Below are 16,327 nucleotides of genomic sequence, written 5' to 3' on the forward strand. Positions count from 1 at the left end.
GCCTAGTTCAATTAACTGAATGAATACAGATTTAAAGAGAATACTCATCGTCGAAGACGACTCCCGCATTGCCCAGAACATCAGCAAAGGTCTGCGCGAAAAGGGTTTTGATACTGAAGTAGCCTACGACGGGCTAATTGGTAGCAAAATCGCGTCGGCCAATCATTTTGATTTAATTATCCTCGACATCAACCTGCCGTCGATGAACGGTTACGAGGTTTGTAAACACATCCGTCAACGCAACCCCAACGTTCCTGTACTGATGCTGACGGCGCTGGGTGAAGCCGACGACAAAATAGAGGGTTTCAACGTCGGGGCTGATGACTACATTGTCAAACCATTCGACTTTCGGGAATTGCTGGCGCGGGTCAACGTATTTCTCAAACGCTCCCATTCGGATACCGAACCTGCAGGTGGCAACACCCTTCGCGTGGCCGACCTCGAAATCAATGTCGATACCAAAGCCGTTACGCGCTCAGGCCAAACGGTTGACCTCACGCCCAAAGAACTGGCCTTGCTCGAATACTTGGTGCGAAACAAAGGCCGCATTGTGTCAAAAGCCGACATCGCCGAAAAGGTGTGGGACATGAATTTCGACAGCGGCACCAACGTCGTTGAGGTATATATTAACTTTCTCCGCAAGAAAATTGACCGTGATTTTGAAACCAAACTTATTCATACCAAGTCAGGAATGGGCTATGTCTTGAAAGAAGATGCCTAGTTTTCAAGGACTAATCCCTCACTTTGGGTGATAAATTTGTACAGAATCTGCCCTAAATTGCTGCACTTTTTCAACTAACCACTTTATTTGTTCCATGAAAACAAACTGTTTACTCGCGGGTCTGCTCGTTAGCAGTATGGCCTTTGCGCAAACTAATCCGCCAATCATGAGTGATAACCCACTTTTGCAGCCCTTTCCAACGCTGCACCAGACACCGCCTTACGACAAAATTAAAGTTGAGCACTTTTTGCCCGCCGTCAAAGAAGCCATGGTAGAAGGCCGCAAGGAAATCGACGCCATCGTCAACAATCCTGCCAAGCCGACGTTCGACAATACCATCGTGGCGCTTGAGCGCGCAGGCGACTTATTGAGCCGTATTACGCCCATCATGTTCCACTTAAACGGTGCCGAAACTACGCCCGACCTCCAAAAGTCCATTCGCGAAGTTAGTCCATTGTTGACTGAATATGGCAACGATATTTCGCTCAATGAGAAGCTATTTGCTCGGGTAAAAGCCGTTTGGGACCAACGCGATAAACTCGAGCTTGGGACAGAGGAAGCCATGTTGCTCGAAAAAAGTTACAAGTCGTTTTCACGTAACGGTGCTAACCTCAACGCCGCCGACAAAGAAAAACTTCGCGGCATGAACAAAGAGCTTTCACAACTTTCTATTGAATTTAGCGAACATAATTTGGCCGAAACCAACGAATACGCGCTTCAAATTACGGACGAAAAAGACCTTGCTGGCCTCCCTGCGTTTGTAAAAGATGGTGCCAAAGCTACTGCCAAACGCCTCAACAAAGAAGGTTGGGTATTTACGCTTCAAGCGCCAAGCTACGGGCCGTTTATGCAATATGCCGACAACCGTGAGCTTCGTAAAAAACTTTGGTTGGCTTACAACAAACGCGGCTTTAACGGCGACAAAAATGACAACCAAGCCATTATTCAAAAAGTGGTAAAACTCCGCCACGAAAAAGCGAAGTTGTTGGGGTACAAAACGTGGGCAAATTACATTTTGGAAGAGCGCATGGCCGAAACGCCCGAAAAAGTATTGGCCTTTGAAACCGAAATCCTCAGCTACGCCAAACCTGCCGCTCAGCGTGAGTTGAAAGAATTGACCGATTACGCCAAGAAAAACGGCTTCTCGGACGATGTGTTGCAGCGTTGGGATGCGAGTTATTATGCCGAAAAACTCAAAAAAGAAAAATACAGCATCAACGACGAGTTGTTGAAACCTTACTTCAAACTCGAAAACGTTCTTGATGGCTTATTTACGCTTACCAACAAGCTGTACGGACTTACTTTCAAGGAAAACAAAAACATTCCCGTATGGCATCCTGAAGTAAAAGCCTACGAAATTTTTGACGAAAAAGGCCAATTACTTTCGGTATGGTATGGCGACTACTTCCCACGCGCAGGAAAACGTGCGGGTGCTTGGAACAACACCACGCTTTCGCAGCATTTTGAAGGAACGAAAGATGTTCGTCCGCACGTGGTAAACGTTTGTAATTTTACCCGCCCAACTGATTCTCAACCATCATTATTGACCTTCCGCGAGGTGCAAACGCTCTTCCATGAGTTTGGTCACGCTTTGCACAGCATGATGTCGCACGTGAAATACGAAACTGTGAGCGGTACCAGCGTATCGTGGGATTTTGTGGAGCTTCCCAGCCAGTTTATGGAAAACTTCTGCACTGAACCAGAAGTATTGAAGCTTTTTGCGAAACACTATCAAACGGGCGAGGTGATCCCTAATGAGTTGATTGAGAAAATCAAAGCTTCGTCTAACTTCCTTTCGGGCTTAGGAATGGCGCGCCAAATCAACCTTGGCCTAACCGACATGGCGTGGCACAACGGCGAACCTACAGGTGCATCAGTAGCTGAAGTAGAGAAAAAAGTAGCCGAGCAAACCGACCTTTATCCGATTGTTCCTGGTACGGCGGTGAGTACGTCGTTCTCGCACATTTTTGCGGGAGGATACTCAGCAGGGTACTATTCGTACATGTGGTCGTCGGTATTGGATGCTGATGCGTTTGAAGCCTTTAAGGAGAAAGGCGTTTTCAACCAAGACGTTGCCAAATCGTTCCGCGACAATATCCTTTCAAAAGGAGGTACTGAAAAACCAATGGTCTTGTACAAGCGTTTCAGAGGTCGGGAACCAAAACCCAACGCCATGCTAAAACGCGACGGGTTAGCCTTATAAAACAAAAGAGCCGCTCTGATCGAGAGCGGCTCTTTTGCTAGTTAAGCGACAAACGTCGCCTCCTAAAATACTGATTAAGGATGAAGGTGTACTTGTCACTAAAACGTTCATAGCACCAAGCACGTAATTGCTTAACATCTTCCGGCAAAAGCACCTTTAATGCCTTACGTAACTCTTTTTCAAACAGTTTCTTGTCAAAACTCACTTTCACAAGCACGGTTTTGATGAACTCTAACATAGTTGCCATAATCATAACAGGATTTTAACGAACGCTAAGAGAATGATGGAATAAGTACTTTCACAAAATTAACGTCAAAGGTTAGGGGTTTTATACGCCCAGTGTGTTAATTTTGCATTAAAGATAACGATGAAACAGGGGAATTTATATATACTTTTTTTAATTTTTTTTTGCACTATATCTTCATCGTGGGCGCAAAATGACGAAAACCCCTTTTCCGTTGAATTTAGCGGGACTGAGATAGGTATTAACGAACCTTTTGTCATCTCAGTAAAAATCACAGATATTGACCCAATCCCGCTTATTTCGTTTCCTGATAACATCAAAAACTTTCAAAAGCGAGAAAGTTCGCGGTCGAGCTTCACAAGCAAAGTTGGAGGAAAAACCGTTGTCACCTACACCATTTCCCAAAACTACTACCCCATCAAAACGGGAACATTCTTCACGGGGCCGCTCGAAATTTTGGTGAATAAACAGGTATTACGTTCGGAAGGAACGTCGGTGATAGTAGGAAAAACCGCCAATTCGGAAGAATCGGCTGACGAAACGGAGGCCATAGATTCCGAATTGGCCCAAGAAGCGACTACGGGCGCGTTCTTGTCGGTACGGGTAGATAAACGCAAAGTATATGTCGAAGAAGGGTTCAACCTACGGCTTTCGCTGCTTGTTTCGGAAAGTAATGCTACTGAAATGGATTTTTTTGAGGTAGAAAAACAACTCGAAAAAATTCTTAAAGCCCTCAAACCTACCAACTGTTGGGAAGAAAATTTCGGCATCCAAGAGATTCCCGCCATTCCAATTCTGATTGGCGGCAAAGCTTTTACCGAATACCGCATTTACCAAGCGTCGTTTTTCCCCCTTAATAATCAAGCCATTCGGATTCCAGCCGTGACGCTGACAATGCGCGTAATGGCCAAAAATCCGTCGGAAGGAAAAACGCCTTCCTTTCTGAGTTTCTCGTCTCGGCCCGTGTCAATCCAAGTCCAAACCCTGCCTACTCACCCGCTTCGCAATCAGGTATTGGTAGGAAATTTTCGGCTTGAAGAAAAAATTAGCACGACTCAACTAGAAACAGGCAAAAGCTACCGTTATGATTTTAAAATCATTGGCGACGGCAATATCAAGTCGATTCAAGAGCCTACGTTTACCAACAAAGCCCTGTTTGATGTTTATCCGCCCGATGTAGAGGATAATATTTTGCGAAAAAAGGGGCAAATTGCGGGCGAAAAAACATTTCGTTACCAAATCATCCCCAAACAAAACGGATCTTTTGACCTGAGCAACAACATTTTTTGGGTATTTTTTAATCCTCAAAAGCAAAAATACGACACGTTGCACTCGACCTTAAAGCTGGTTATTACGGGAAAAAACATTCAAAATACCCAACTAGCGGGGGAAACGGTGGAGTCGATTTATAACGGAATTGAACACTGGGACACCACCAAGTTTGTGTTTGACTACCAAAAAATCATTCGCAATGTGGCCAACGTTTTGGTCGTCCTTATGTTAATAAGTATGTTTCTTATCTTTCGGAAATAATGAGTAGTACCTACGGAAAACTTTTCAAAATAGCCACTTTTGGCGAATCACACGGCGCCGCCATCGGCGTAGTTGTTGAAGGCTGCCCAGCGGGTGTTCCTTTCGACTTGGCTTTTATCCAGCAAGAACTCGACCGCCGCAAACCAGGCCAGTCGCGCATCACTACCCAGCGCCGCGAAGCCGATACCGTGCAGGTATTGTCGGGCGTTTTTGAAGACAAAACAACAGGCACTCCGATTGCCATGATGATTTGGAACGAAGACCAACGTAGTAAGGATTACTCGCACATTTCCCAGCAGTTTCGTCCTTCTCACGCTGACTTTACCTACCAAACCAAATACGGCGTTCGCGATTATCGCGGTGGAGGGCGCAGTTCGGCCCGCGAAACAGCCGCCCGCGTAGCCGCAGGTGCGCTGGCCAAATTGGTCCTGAAAGACCTCGGCGTCGATGTACAGGCGTACGTATCGCAAGTAGGAAAACTCAAACTCGACAAAGAATACCACGAACTCGACTTGTCGCTTACCGATACCAACGCCGTACGCTGCCCCGACCCTGAAATGGCTCAAACGATGTTTGATTACATCGACGACATTCGCAAACAAGGAGATTCGATTGGCGGTGTGGTCAGTTGTGTCGTCGCAGGCGCGCCCGTAGGTTGGGGAGAACCCGTTTTTGACAAACTTCATGCGGAATTGGGCAAGGCGATGTTGAGCATCAACGCCGTCAAAGGCTTTGAATACGGCAGCGGTTTTGCTGGCGTAGAACTGCAAGGCTCGGCCCACAACGATGCTTTTTATACAGACGAAACGGGTCGCGTTCGTACCCGTACCAATCATTCGGGAGGAATTCAAGGGGGAATTTCCAACGGCGAAGACATTTTCTTCCGCGTGGCTTTTAAACCCGTCGCGACCATTATGCAAGACCAAGAAAGTGTGGATCAAAACGGTGAATCTATTACGGTTCAGGGTAAAGGCCGCCACGACCCATGCGTGCTGCCACGGGCCGTACCGATTGTCGAAGCCATGGCCGCGCTGGTGCTGGTTGACTTTTATCTACGCGATAAAAGCGTTAGGCATAATTTTTGATAGTATGCTACTTTATCGTAAATTTGTTGTTTATTAAACGTACATTTTGCTATGAAATTTACCGTATCGTCGTCCGTATTGCTAAAGCAACTTGCCGCAATCAACGGCGTCGTTTCAACCAACCCTATCGTACCGATTCTTGAGAATTTTTTATTCCAACTCGACGGTGGTTCGCTTACCGTTACGGCCTCTGATTTACAGACCGTAATGATTACCGAAATCCAAGTAGAGTCATCGGACAAAGGAGCGATTGCCATACCTGCTAAATTACTTTTAGATACTTTACGTGGTCTTCCAGAACAGCCCATTTCCATCAAAGTAGATAGTGATACGTTTGGAATTGAAATCGTGTCTGAAAACGGCCGCTATAAACTCTCGGGCGAAAATCCGATTGATTTCCCTAAGATTCCATCGGTCAACCGCGCCTTTTCGGTAGAGCTGTCTTCTACCTCCCTCATGAGTGCCATTGTAAATACCATTTTCGCTACTAGCACCGACGAACTTCGTCCTGCGATGACGGGGGTATTTTTGCAACTAGGCGCCAACCACGCAACGTTTGTAGCAACCGACGGCCACCGTTTGATTCGCTACCGCCGCTTTGATGTTAAATCGGCCGTGGATACAACCATGATTATTCCGCGCAAAGCACTCAACTTGCTCAAGTCATCGTTGCCTGACAACGTTCCTGTCAAAGCAGAGTTTAGCCAATCGAACGCGTTTTTTAGCTTTGCCAATATCAAAATGATTTGTCGGTTGATTGACGAGCGTTTCCCTGATTACGAAAACGCCATCCCAACCAATAACCCGAACGTGCTGACCATCAGTCGCGGCGAAATCTTAAACTCACTCCGTCGTATTTCGATTTATTCAAACCGCACGACGCACCAAATCCGTCTTAAATTGACCCCTCCAAATGAATTGGTCATTTCGGCCGAAGACTTGGATTACTCAAACGAAGCCAACGAGCGTTTGCTTTGTGAGTACAATGGCGACGAAATGGAAATTGGATTCAACGCGAAGTTTTTGATTGAAATGCTCAACAACGTTAACTCAAACTCCTTGTCGTTTGAGTTGTCGGCGCCCAACCGCGCAGGTATCGTTGTTCCGCTCGAAAAAGAAGACGACGAAGAGATTTTGATGCTCGTGATGCCAGTGATGCTCAATACCTACGCATAAGGGATGAAATCATCAAAAGAATTACTAATGCCGAGTCTCTCGGCATTTTTTTTGACCGTACTGCCTTTCATTACCAGTTCGGCGGTAGGTTGGTGGCTCGTTCAGAACGAGGGTTACATTCGGAGTTTTAGCGCGACCGAGTGGTTCATTGCGTCGTTGGTATGCGCGTTGGCTTGTGCCTTGGCTCTCACACCTCCTACCCTTTTGGCCTTTGTTTTTGGGTATTTTCTAGGTTGGATTGCGTTGTTACCATTGATCTTGCTAAACCTCGCCGCTATCGCGCTGGTGTACGCCTTCGTGCAGCGCCTTAACCGCGATAGTTTGTTACGTTATTTGTCGCAGTTTCCCAAAGTAGCGCGTTTTCTCCAACGCATCCACGGGGATGAAATTCGCTTTGTATTTTTCACCAAACTTTCGCCTGTCTTGCCTTTTGCCCTTACCAATCTCATGTTTGCGTTGATGGGGCTACGCTTTCGGAACATCATTTGGGGAGGGTTTTTAGGCATGATTCCCCGCACGGCGCTTGCGGTGTGGGTCGGGATGGAAGCCCAACAAATCAAACAACTCCTTCAAAACCCCAACCAAGGACTTGAAAGTAGAGTTATCATCATTGGCTTGGTCATTCTTTCCGTCGTTGGATTGCTTCGAGTAGTTGCTCCTAAAAATCAACAAGATACTACTAGCGATTATTGAGCGTTAAAGAGCAAACCTCTTTGCCAATGAAAACTGTAGCTATTTGCATCTTTCTCCTAATCAGTGGTTATCTCTTTGCCCAAAGTAAAAAAGGAATTTTACTAGGCTATCACGAAAGTATTCACGCCTCTAAAAACGAGATTTCGTTCCGTCATAGCCCCCAAGTGGGCTATTTTTTGCGTCAAAAATGGCTCGTAGGGGCTTCTCTTCCGCCTTCCTACAGAAGCCAAACACTTCTCAATACGTTTCTATCTCCCGATGAATATGTCCAAAACAAAGGAATCGTTTCACCGTTTGTCCGACGGTATCTATTTGACGATGCCAAATGGCAATTTTTCTTACAAGGTGCATTCGATGTATATCGGTTCACGTCAACAGCAGTTGCGTTAAAGAATCAAAGTAACCGATGGAACTTAGGAAGTTCATTTACCCTTGGGCTCACGCATTTTGTAGGCACCTCTGTGTCCCTTGATTTTTGCTACGTTCGCCCCCTTCTCAAAGGCCGAATTGAAACCCTTCCTATCAACAAGACCCCTTATCTTAAATTGGGCATTAATTATCACTGGAAGGTAAAAAATAGCCTTAAAAAAGTCCGTTAGGCGAGGCGTACCAAGTTTTGAAAACTTTTTAGACAAGCCATTCCAAGTTTTGAAAACTTGGAATGGCTAGCTTTTCCACCACTCCGCTACTTTATCCACAAGTCGATGATGGCCTGTGGATAATACCACTACAGGGATAGAAGGGAGGCGTTTGGTGAGGGGTAAAATGTATTTTTGTGGCAAAAGAGCATCGTACTTTCCCAAGAAAATCCGTACATCTACGTCATACTTTTTTGCCAATTCCGCAATCAGCGCACAATCGGGGCGAATCGTACTGAAACCAATCCACGAACGATAGACTCGCTCACGTTGGGCGGGAGTTGCGAGTGTGGATTCAGCAAATTTGACGGCACTTTTGTTCACTAAACCCACTTTTATCAAGACATCTGCCAAGGTTTTGAAGGAAGAGAGGTTATGAACAAAAAAAGAGAACAGCTTTTTTGTCCCCCAAAAGCGCGTTGCCAAACGGTACCACGGGCTTTCGGTGATGCCGTCAGGAGCTAGTAACCAACACGATTCTATCTGAGGAGCCAACAGCTGAAGCGTCGCTAAGGCAAACTTTCCACCCATACTAAAACCCATCACCGAAAATCGCTCAATACTTTGCTCCGACAATACTTCGTCGATGTACGCTTTCCACGCCTCCATCGACAGTTTTTCATCCGTCAGGGCAGGGCTTTGGCCGTGAAAAGGCAAGTCAAATAGGTAAAAGGTATATTGGTCTTTTAAAACTTCGACCAAGGGAAGAAAACAACGGTGGTCTTGGCCAATGCCGTGGAAGGCGAACATAACTTTGGGGCCATGTCCGTGGACAAACCTTACAGGTTTTGGAAACCTGTAAGGTTTAGAATGAGGATTAGAATGATTAGTATCCGATGCTCGTATCATCGCCACGCGGGTCAGAACCACCTTCCAATGTCCCGTCGGGACGGATTAAAATGCAATCCATTCGGCCAATGGTATTTCGTTGCATTTCAAGAATATACCCTTTTTCCTGCAAACGTTTTATGACCGACTCCGTAAACGCGCCATTTTCAAACGTCGTTTTGTCGGGCAGCCATTGGTGGTGAAACTTGTAGGCATTGACGGCCTGCTGCATGGTCATACCATGTTCAATGACATTCAAAATCGTTTGAAACACCGACGTGATAATCGTTGAGCCACCTGGAGTTCCTACCACCATGTACAGTTTTTTGTTTTTCTCCAAAATCGTCGGCGTCATTGATGAAAGCATTCGTTTGCTGGGCGCAATGGCATTGGCTTCGTTGCCAATCAGGCCAAACATATTTGGAACGCCAGGTTTGATGCTAAAATCATCCATTTCGTTGTTCATCAAAAAGCCACCTCCTTTTACAATAACCCGACTTCCATAGCCTCCATTAAGGGTTGTCGTGATGGATACCGCATTCCCTTCCTTGTCCACAATCGAAAAGTGCGTTGTTTCTAAGCTTTCATAACCAGGAATAAGCCCCCCGTCAATTTCTTTGCTGTTGGTTGCTTTGTTAAACGTAAAATCCTTCCAGCGATTTTTTAAATATTCGTCTGATGTCAATTCTTTGATAGGCACCTTTACAAAATCAGGGTCTCCCAAAAACTTGGCTCGGTCGGCATACACGCGACGTTCGGCTTCAATCATTACCTGAATCGTAGAATCGGAATGCCAGCCCCAACGCTTGAGTGGATATGGCTGAACAAACTTCATCAATTGCAACAACGCCACTCCCCCACTCGATACGGGCGGCATCGTAATCAACTTATAATCTTTAAAGTTCCCCACTAAAGGTTCACGCCAAGTAGCATGGTATTGAAGAAGGTCTTCAGCCGAAATAATGCCTTTGCCTCGCTCCATTTCGGCCACTAACAAAGCCGCCGTTTCACCTTCATAAAATCCAGCACGGCCTTTTTGTTGAATACGGCGCAGGGTTTGTCCAAGGTCTTTTTGAACCAACAAATCTCCTTCTACCCAATCTTTTCCATCAGGTCGGCGGAAATACGTCGTATCAGTATTTAGTTTTTTAAGGTCATTTTTAATTCGGTTAAGTCCCGTAGCCTCTTTTACGGTCAGCACAACTCCCTTTTCGGCCAAATCAATGGCAGGTTGGAGCAACGTAGCCCACGCAAGTTTCCCAAACTTTTTGTGGACTTCCACCATTCCGTCCACCGACCCAGGTACACCACTTGCCAAGTGTCCCGACAAGCTTAGACCTTGGATAACATTCCCGTCGGCATCGAGGTACATGTCTTTATGGCCTTTGAGCGGGGCTTTTTCCCGAAAATCAAGGGTATAGTTTTTGCCTTTTTTGGTGCGATACACAAAAAAGCCCCCACCGCCGATGTTTCCAGCCGCAGGATGCACCACTGCCAAGGCAAACTGAACCGCAACGGCGGCATCGGCGGCATTTCCACCGATTTTTAAAATTTCAACCCCTACCCTAGAGGCTTCTGGATGCGCTGATGCCACCATGCCATTTGAGGCGATAACTCCTTGTCGGTCAGAATAAAAAGGCTTTTGAGTTGGGTCTTCGGTCAGGAACTGGTAAAACCCTTTACTTTCTTTCACATCTTGTGCCAAAGAAAGTGAGCTAACGAAGGTAGCTGCTACCAAAAAATAGGAAAGTTTGTTCATAGAAGTGCTAAGGTGAATATTTCGGGTTTCAAGTTACAAAAAGTATTTTATTACTGATAGTAGGCCTTCCCGTTCCGTAAAAATAGCCTCTCAATGGCTTTTGAGAAATTTACCCTTCTGACCGCAAATTTTAATCTGTCTTAATCTACATCAATTTTGCTTCCAAACGAAAAGTTTTACAAATTGCAAGTTAATAACCCTACTCCACAACATAAGCATGTCTAACTTTAACGATGATGAAAACTTCAGTTTTGAAGAGAACTTCGACCCTGAGGAAGCTAAACACAACTATGAACAAGAAAGAAGCCGCGTAGAGAGCCTTCCCATTATGAAACAAGCCCGTGAAATCTACAAAATTGTAGATTCACTTATGTCTCTTATTGAAGACGACGGTTGTTTCATGGATCACTACCGCGAGACCATTTTTCAGGATGCTGCCTTGATTCGCGCAAAAATTGCGGCAGCGGAAGGGGCTGATTTGTACAGCCTACGAATGGAAAATGCTGTTCTTGTTAAAATTCACGCACGGAGCTTAGAAGCTCACACCTATGGCCTTGAAATGATGGATTTCAAGGAAGTACATTACCTTGAAGTATTACGCGAAGCCATCGAAGATTTTCGATTGCTTTTTATTCAATGGGTTGCCTCGTTTGACAAGGCCAACGACATTCAAGACAACTGGGGCCAACTGTTTTGCTAAAAACAAACCGCCCGCTGCAAGCACAATGTGTTAGATAGAATTAGCGGCTAAATCTCAAATAAAAAACCTTTAGCGGCTAATTCTTGATAACGCTTTTCATCAAAACGAAAAAAATACGCTCCTCTCCGCGACGTCCCTTTCTGCTTCTCTTTTAATTTCTGTAACAGGTTCATGTTCAGAATCTTTTTGCTAAAATTTCGTTTATCTAACGGCCGTCCCAAAATCGACTCGTAGAGATTTCGCAGCTCAAGCATGGTAAATTTATCAGGCAAAAGCTCAAACCCAATTGGCTGGTAACGCACCTTGCGGCGGAGCTGTTCGAGGGCTTTTTGAAACATCTGGAGGTGGTCATAGACCAAGTCAAGCTGCGGTATTTGGGAAATAGGATGCCAAGTAGCGCCATACTCGTGTGACAACTTGGGCAAGGTTGGCTCTACTTCGATGAGGGCATAGTAGCAGGTCGTTATTACGCGCTCGGTAGGCACGCGATACACCGCTCCAAAGGTATATACCTGCTCCATATAGACATTATCAAGCCCCGTGAGACGCTCTACGGTATTGCGCGCGGCGTCATCAATGTTTTCTTCAGGATGCACAAACCCGCCCAATAACGCCCAATAGCCCTTGAATGGGTCGTACAAAAAGCGGTGCAACAGCACGTGCAGCTCAGTGCCGTAAAATCCAAAAATGACGCAATCGACCGAATTGAGTAAACCAACCTCCCCTTGGTGGTAATGAGGACTAGCAGAGGCATCGCGGAATTGTGCAATAGCCGAAGAGGCAGAACGAGCGGGGAACGAATCGAGCATGGAACTGAGTACAAATAGGTTGATGACCTAAAAAGCTACAATGAATTTAAAAATACCGTATTTTTCATAGCAATCACTGCACCTAACGGCTGCTATTTATTGGCTTTCGGTACAGGAAAAGCCACATCTGCTAGAAATTCGTATATTTGATGCCACTAAACAATATTCTCCTATTCCATTCCGTTTTTGACACAGCAAAAAACCAACAGTAATGATCCTACTTCAAGCGCAAACCGCCGTTGACTCCGTAGCTACCGCAGCCTCCGCACAAGGAATTTCTCTATTTGATTTAGTAATGAAAGGTGGTTGGGTAATGATTCCCCTCCTCATCATGTTTTTCCTGACGTTGTTTTTGATCATTGAACGCTGGCTCGCCATCAACGCCAACGGCAAACTCGACGAAAGCTTTATTGATAATTTAAAGGATTTTATTCAACAGGGAAACATCAAATCGGCCGAATCGCTTTGTCGTAATCAACGTTCAGCAGCAGGTCGTATTTTTGAAAGAGCCATTGGCCGCATCGGTTATTCGATCAAAGACATCGAAAGCACCATCGAAAACGCCAGCCAAATCGAGTTGTCTCGCCTTGAAGGCAACCTTTCCTATTTGGGGGTTGTGGCAGGTATTGCACCCATGTTAGGGTTCGTCGGAACGATTTCGGGTATCATCAATATTTTCTACAGCATTTCTCAATCAAACGACTTCAATATCAGCACCGTAGCAAGCGGTATGTACGAAAAAATGGTAACATCGGGAGCAGGTTTGATTGTGGGTTTGATTGCCTACATGGGCTATCACTTGTTGAACATGAAAATCGACCGCATTGCCCTTAAATTGCAATCAGGCGCGTTTGATTTCTTGGATGTGTTGCAAAAGCCAATCACTCGCTAATTTTGTCAAACGCATTGCTATCATGAAAATACGCCGTAAAAGTAAATTTGCCCCCGAGGTATTTACCCATTCTTTGAACGACATCATGTTTTTCTTGATGTTGTTCTTCCTCATTATTTCGACCATGGTCAACCCCAACGTCATTAAGCTCATGTTGCCCAAGGCGTCGGCGGCCCAACAAATGCAGAAAAAACAAACCACCGTGGCGGTCGATTCTGAAAAGAACTATTTTATCGACCGCAACCCCGTTGCCAAAGACCAACTAGAGACCCAACTCGCCGCTATTTTTAACGGTGTAGAAGATAAAACGGTCATTCTACAAGTGGATCAAACGGTTTCGGTGCAAGACCTGGTAGATGTGTTGGCCATCGGTGCCAAACTCGACATCAAAATGGTGATGGCGGTCAAAAAATAAGTGCCAGATTTAAAGCTTTACGGCCACTGCTTCGGGATATCTAGCGTTCGCGCGTAGTTTCTGGGGCAGTGGCTGTGTATATAATCGAGTAGCTGCTGCACATCTCGTTCAAAGTCCACGTAATAATCCGTGTCAAATTTGGCCAGTTTTTTCATCAAACTGTCGGCCTTCTTCGCAATGTACTCCGCACACGAATCGCTTTTACTGTTATGAACGCGTAACATCTCGGACTGATACTCAAAGAACGTGAGCAACAAATAAATCGTCAGTTCAATTTCGCCGTATTTATCTTTTGTAATCTTAATATGCTGGCTTATGTCCCCGCTAAAAGTCCGCATGTCCATCATCATCCAACCTGGACTATCGTGGGTCATTTTGGCTACTTTCAGAATCCGTCGTTTGATGTCGTCGCGGCGCTCCTGAACGGTATCTCCTTGTTCTATCAATTCAAACTCCAACCGTTTGACCAGCATATCATCTTTTGCCACCAAACGCAACAAGAGTTTGTCTTTTTCTTTTTGGGGCATGGCAACAATAGCCCTCTTCAATTCGTCTTCCAGCGCCATCTGCTAACTCTCTTTAACTGTTTATAGAATGTGAACTTCCCGAAAGTTTCAGACTTTCGGGAAGCTTACTTCTGAAGTTATATTCCTTTGTAATTTTTCATTTTCTGTCGTTTCTCTAACTCCTTCACAATCTCACCGTAGATACGCTCCATAAAGGCTGGATTGGTAGAATAGAATTTATAACTGCGGTTGTACGCCACGGAATCTGTCCCGTATTTCTTAAAAATTTTGCTTTTCAAATACTCCGTAATTACCGTAGAGGAATCGAGCGAAGGCATGTTGAGCCGCCCAATTCTTGCTTCTAACAAGTGAATATCGGTCAAGATTTGTGACATTTTCTCTTCCGAAAGCGTCCCTTCGGGAACTTGGGGTTCGTCTTTGCACCCAGAAAGCAAAGCTCCAAGCAGCAAAAAAGAAAATAAAAGGCGAGGTATCATGGCCGATTTTTGTATTTTTGAACAGTTACAGCGACAAAATTACGAATGATTGAGCAATTTATAACGAAGATTCGCCAGTACGAAATTCGGATTCGCAAAGCGGTCAATGCCGACATGCGAGGCAGTTTCCGTTCGGTTTTTAAGGGGTCTGGTCTGGAATTTACCGACCTTCGCGAATACCAATACGGCGACGACGTTCGGACGATTGACTGGAACGTGTCGGCCAAAGGCCACGGGACGTTTGTAAAAATCTTTCGCGAAGAGAAAGAACAAACGGTTTTTTTCCTGCTCGATGTCAGTGGCTCACAGCAAGTAGGCGACGCCACCCAGTCAAAACTCAATACGGCCAAAGAGATTTGCGGGGTGTTGGCGTTGTCAGCCATTCAGGAGGCTAGTCACGTGGGATTGTTGTGTTTTTCTGACCAAAAAGAAAAATACATTCGCCCCTCCAACGGCATGAAACACGGTTATCAGTTCATTACGGAACTTTACAAACTGAAGCCCCAATCGACCAAAACCAACCTTGCCGACGGCATTTTATTTACACTTAACGTACTGAAACGCCGAAGTGTTGTCATTTTCATTTCTGACTTTATTGACACCAACTACGAACACAGCTTGCGTGCCCTTGCTCGTAAACACGATTTGGTGATGATTCACCTGCGCGACCAACGCGAAACGAATTTGCCCCCTTTGGGTATCATCCCGATGCGTGACCCCGAAACCAATAAAACTACGTGGGTGAACACCTCTTCGCCTTGGTTTCGGAAACGGATACGCCACGAGTTTTCACAATTGGGGCAAAAAATGGAACAATTTTCTCGGCAAAACGACATCAATTACGTCGGTATCGATTCCAAAGCGGACTACGTTGGGCCGCTGGTAAAACTCTTTAAAGTCCGACGACAACGATAATTTAAACTTGGAAAGTCTATCATTCATCGCCAAACGAGACTTTCCAAGTTCTCGAAAATAAACTTGGAAAGTCTCTCCTAAACACCACATTAGTTGAAAAAGCTCTTTTTATTTTGTTGGCTAATTGCCTCCCAGCTCCACGCCCAGACGCTTGATTCTCGCCTTTTGGAACAAGTATATGGTTCGCCACAGCCTGCCGACGTTCGGTTTGAGAAATTCATTTCTTCTACCACTACGCCCATCGGGCTCGGCCTTCCTGTGGTTTATTTAGCCTCTGGTTTTGCCACCAAAAACAAAACCTTACAACAACACGGCTGGCACGCATTGGGGAGTTTTGTCGTGGCCAGTTCTATTACCCAAATTACCAAACGAATTGTATTGCGAGAACGACCATTCGTTGCTGAACCCCAACGATTTACCGCGCGCATTCCAGAAGAAGACCTCAACTATTCGTTCCCCTCGGGGCACGCTACAACGGCCTTCAACGCCGCTACTACCCTGACTTTACATTACCCAAAATGGTACGTAGCGGTTCCTGCCTACGCTTGGGCCAGTGCCGTGGGGTATTCGCGCATGAGACTGGGACTTCACTACCCCAGTGATGTCTTGGCAGGAGCGGTCACAGGAGCCGCAAGTGCGTGGTTGACGTACAAAATTCAACAAAAATGGCTACGTCGGAAAGCAAAATAACGTTCAGATTTGCATTTTTCTAA

General features: G+C 45.5%; 18 protein-coding genes. 12 read left to right on the plus strand and 6 right to left on the minus strand.

The window, feature by feature from the left end; genetic code table 11:
- Positions 1 to 19: 19 nt before the first annotated feature.
- Positions 20 to 721, plus strand: a complete 702-nt coding sequence (locus tag AC23N5_RS06280; RefSeq protein WP_183974183.1) for a response regulator transcription factor — start codon at positions 20 to 22, stop codon at positions 719 to 721.
- Between the two features lie 94 nt (positions 722 to 815).
- The gene (locus tag AC23N5_RS06285) at positions 816 to 2,924 is read left to right on the plus strand and encodes a M3 family metallopeptidase (protein WP_487754901.1); all 2,109 of its coding nucleotides are present in this window, start codon (positions 816 to 818) and stop codon (positions 2,922 to 2,924) included.
- Positions 2,925 to 2,961: 37 nt separating this feature from the next.
- Here the strand turns inward: AC23N5_RS06285 and AC23N5_RS06290 are convergent, their stop codons facing one another.
- On the minus strand, positions 2,962 to 3,171 hold the full coding sequence (locus tag AC23N5_RS06290) for a hypothetical protein (RefSeq protein ID WP_028524930.1): 210 nt from the start codon (positions 3,169 to 3,171) through the stop codon (positions 2,962 to 2,964).
- A gap of 120 nt (positions 3,172 to 3,291) precedes the next feature.
- On the opposite strand from AC23N5_RS06290, the gene AC23N5_RS06295 reads away from it, so the two are divergent.
- Genes AC23N5_RS06295 through AC23N5_RS06315 form a run of 5 tightly spaced genes read left to right on the plus strand, consistent with a single transcriptional unit; the run spans position 3,292 to position 8,254 of the window.
- Positions 3,292 to 4,701: a BatD family protein gene (locus tag AC23N5_RS06295; RefSeq protein ID WP_487754902.1), complete on the plus strand. Its 1,410-nt coding sequence runs from the start codon at positions 3,292 to 3,294 to the stop codon at positions 4,699 to 4,701.
- The gene (gene aroC / locus AC23N5_RS06300; RefSeq protein WP_183974196.1) at positions 4,701 to 5,786 is read left to right on the plus strand and encodes a chorismate synthase; all 1,086 of its coding nucleotides are present in this window, start codon (positions 4,701 to 4,703) and stop codon (positions 5,784 to 5,786) included. Before AC23N5_RS06295 ends, aroC begins: the two co-directional genes overlap by 1 nt.
- A gap of 51 nt (positions 5,787 to 5,837) precedes the next feature.
- Complete coding sequence (gene dnaN, locus AC23N5_RS06305; RefSeq protein ID WP_183974198.1) at positions 5,838 to 6,962, plus strand: DNA polymerase III subunit beta; 1,125 nt, start codon at positions 5,838 to 5,840, stop codon at positions 6,960 to 6,962.
- Positions 6,963 to 6,965: 3 nt separating this feature from the next.
- Positions 6,966 to 7,655 carry a TVP38/TMEM64 family protein gene (locus AC23N5_RS06310; RefSeq protein WP_487754903.1) on the plus strand — a complete coding sequence of 230 codons (690 nt, stop codon included), beginning with the start codon at positions 6,966 to 6,968 and terminating at the stop codon, positions 7,653 to 7,655.
- Between the two features lie 26 nt (positions 7,656 to 7,681).
- Entirely contained in the window at positions 7,682 to 8,254 is a 573-nt protein-coding gene (locus AC23N5_RS06315) for a hypothetical protein (protein ID WP_487754904.1), read from the plus strand.
- Positions 8,255 to 8,320: 66 nt separating this feature from the next.
- Here AC23N5_RS06315 and AC23N5_RS06320 read toward each other — a convergent pair whose 3' ends face one another.
- Both AC23N5_RS06320 and ggt read right to left on the minus strand, forming a co-directional pair.
- Positions 8,321 to 9,043, minus strand: coding sequence for an alpha/beta fold hydrolase (locus AC23N5_RS06320; protein ID WP_487754905.1), 723 nt, complete (start codon positions 9,041 to 9,043; stop codon positions 8,321 to 8,323).
- 76 nt (positions 9,044 to 9,119) lie between these two features.
- Complete coding sequence (ggt, locus tag AC23N5_RS06325; protein ID WP_487754906.1) at positions 9,120 to 10,880, minus strand: gamma-glutamyltransferase; 1,761 nt, start codon at positions 10,878 to 10,880, stop codon at positions 9,120 to 9,122.
- Positions 10,881 to 11,097: 217 nt separating this feature from the next.
- On the opposite strand from ggt, the gene AC23N5_RS06330 reads away from it, so the two are divergent.
- The gene (locus AC23N5_RS06330) at positions 11,098 to 11,580 is read left to right on the plus strand and encodes a hypothetical protein (RefSeq protein WP_051398100.1); all 483 of its coding nucleotides are present in this window, start codon (positions 11,098 to 11,100) and stop codon (positions 11,578 to 11,580) included.
- 47 nt (positions 11,581 to 11,627) lie between these two features.
- On the opposite strand, the gene AC23N5_RS06335 is transcribed toward AC23N5_RS06330, so the two are convergent.
- Positions 11,628 to 12,389 (minus strand): NUDIX hydrolase, encoded by a 762-nt coding sequence (locus AC23N5_RS06335; RefSeq protein ID WP_487754907.1) that lies wholly within the window; start codon positions 12,387 to 12,389, stop codon positions 11,628 to 11,630.
- A gap of 211 nt (positions 12,390 to 12,600) precedes the next feature.
- Between AC23N5_RS06335 and AC23N5_RS06340 the strand changes: the two genes are divergently transcribed.
- Both AC23N5_RS06340 and AC23N5_RS06345 read left to right on the plus strand, forming a co-directional pair.
- Positions 12,601 to 13,281 (plus strand): MotA/TolQ/ExbB proton channel family protein, encoded by a 681-nt coding sequence (locus tag AC23N5_RS06340; protein ID WP_122933559.1) that lies wholly within the window; start codon positions 12,601 to 12,603, stop codon positions 13,279 to 13,281.
- A gap of 22 nt (positions 13,282 to 13,303) precedes the next feature.
- Positions 13,304 to 13,696 carry an ExbD/TolR family protein gene (locus tag AC23N5_RS06345; RefSeq protein ID WP_183974208.1) on the plus strand — a complete coding sequence of 131 codons (393 nt, stop codon included), beginning with the start codon at positions 13,304 to 13,306 and terminating at the stop codon, positions 13,694 to 13,696.
- Between the two features lie 17 nt (positions 13,697 to 13,713).
- Here the strand turns inward: AC23N5_RS06345 and AC23N5_RS06350 are convergent, their stop codons facing one another.
- Both AC23N5_RS06350 and AC23N5_RS06355 read right to left on the minus strand, forming a co-directional pair.
- Positions 13,714 to 14,262 (minus strand): hypothetical protein, encoded by a 549-nt coding sequence (locus AC23N5_RS06350; protein WP_487754908.1) that lies wholly within the window; start codon positions 14,260 to 14,262, stop codon positions 13,714 to 13,716.
- Between the two features lie 77 nt (positions 14,263 to 14,339).
- Entirely contained in the window at positions 14,340 to 14,699 is a 360-nt protein-coding gene (locus tag AC23N5_RS06355) for a DUF4296 domain-containing protein (protein ID WP_487754909.1), read from the minus strand.
- Between the two features lie 45 nt (positions 14,700 to 14,744).
- Here AC23N5_RS06355 and AC23N5_RS06360 point away from each other — a divergent pair, with 45 nt between their 5' ends.
- Both AC23N5_RS06360 and AC23N5_RS06365 read left to right on the plus strand, forming a co-directional pair.
- On the plus strand, positions 14,745 to 15,614 hold the full coding sequence (locus AC23N5_RS06360; RefSeq protein ID WP_183974214.1) for a DUF58 domain-containing protein: 870 nt from the start codon (positions 14,745 to 14,747) through the stop codon (positions 15,612 to 15,614).
- A gap of 93 nt (positions 15,615 to 15,707) precedes the next feature.
- Entirely contained in the window at positions 15,708 to 16,304 is a 597-nt protein-coding gene (locus tag AC23N5_RS06365; protein ID WP_487754910.1) for a phosphatase PAP2 family protein, read from the plus strand.
- Positions 16,305 to 16,327: the final 23 nt, after the last annotated feature.

It is taken from the genome of Runella sp. R5_40, assembly GCF_057652295.1.

Bases quoted from the DNA above. Each gene is read 5' to 3' on its own strand.
- AC23N5_RS06280 (WP_183974183.1), top strand. From the start codon at position 20: ATGAATACAGATTTAAAGAGAATACTCATCGTCGAAGACGACTCCCGC.
- AC23N5_RS06285 (WP_487754901.1), top strand. From the start codon at position 816: ATGAAAACAAACTGTTTACTCGCGGGTCTGCTCGTTAGCAGTATGGCC.
- AC23N5_RS06290 (WP_028524930.1), bottom strand. From the start codon at position 3,171: ATGGCAACTATGTTAGAGTTCATCAAAACCGTGCTTGTGAAAGTGAGT.
- AC23N5_RS06295 (WP_487754902.1), top strand. From the start codon at position 3,292: ATGAAACAGGGGAATTTATATATACTTTTTTTAATTTTTTTTTGCACT.
- aroC (WP_183974196.1), top strand. From the start codon at position 4,701: ATGAGTAGTACCTACGGAAAACTTTTCAAAATAGCCACTTTTGGCGAA.
- dnaN (WP_183974198.1), top strand. From the start codon at position 5,838: ATGAAATTTACCGTATCGTCGTCCGTATTGCTAAAGCAACTTGCCGCA.
- AC23N5_RS06310 (WP_487754903.1), top strand. From the start codon at position 6,966: ATGAAATCATCAAAAGAATTACTAATGCCGAGTCTCTCGGCATTTTTT.
- AC23N5_RS06315 (WP_487754904.1), top strand. From the start codon at position 7,682: ATGAAAACTGTAGCTATTTGCATCTTTCTCCTAATCAGTGGTTATCTC.
- AC23N5_RS06320 (WP_487754905.1), bottom strand. From the start codon at position 9,043: ATGTTCGCCTTCCACGGCATTGGCCAAGACCACCGTTGTTTTCTTCCC.
- ggt (WP_487754906.1), bottom strand. From the start codon at position 10,880: ATGAACAAACTTTCCTATTTTTTGGTAGCAGCTACCTTCGTTAGCTCA.
- AC23N5_RS06330 (WP_051398100.1), top strand. From the start codon at position 11,098: ATGTCTAACTTTAACGATGATGAAAACTTCAGTTTTGAAGAGAACTTC.
- AC23N5_RS06335 (WP_487754907.1), bottom strand. From the start codon at position 12,389: ATGCTCGATTCGTTCCCCGCTCGTTCTGCCTCTTCGGCTATTGCACAA.
- AC23N5_RS06340 (WP_122933559.1), top strand. From the start codon at position 12,601: ATGATCCTACTTCAAGCGCAAACCGCCGTTGACTCCGTAGCTACCGCA.
- AC23N5_RS06345 (WP_183974208.1), top strand. From the start codon at position 13,304: ATGAAAATACGCCGTAAAAGTAAATTTGCCCCCGAGGTATTTACCCAT.
- AC23N5_RS06350 (WP_487754908.1), bottom strand. From the start codon at position 14,262: ATGGCGCTGGAAGACGAATTGAAGAGGGCTATTGTTGCCATGCCCCAA.
- AC23N5_RS06355 (WP_487754909.1), bottom strand. From the start codon at position 14,699: ATGATACCTCGCCTTTTATTTTCTTTTTTGCTGCTTGGAGCTTTGCTT.
- AC23N5_RS06360 (WP_183974214.1), top strand. From the start codon at position 14,745: ATGATTGAGCAATTTATAACGAAGATTCGCCAGTACGAAATTCGGATT.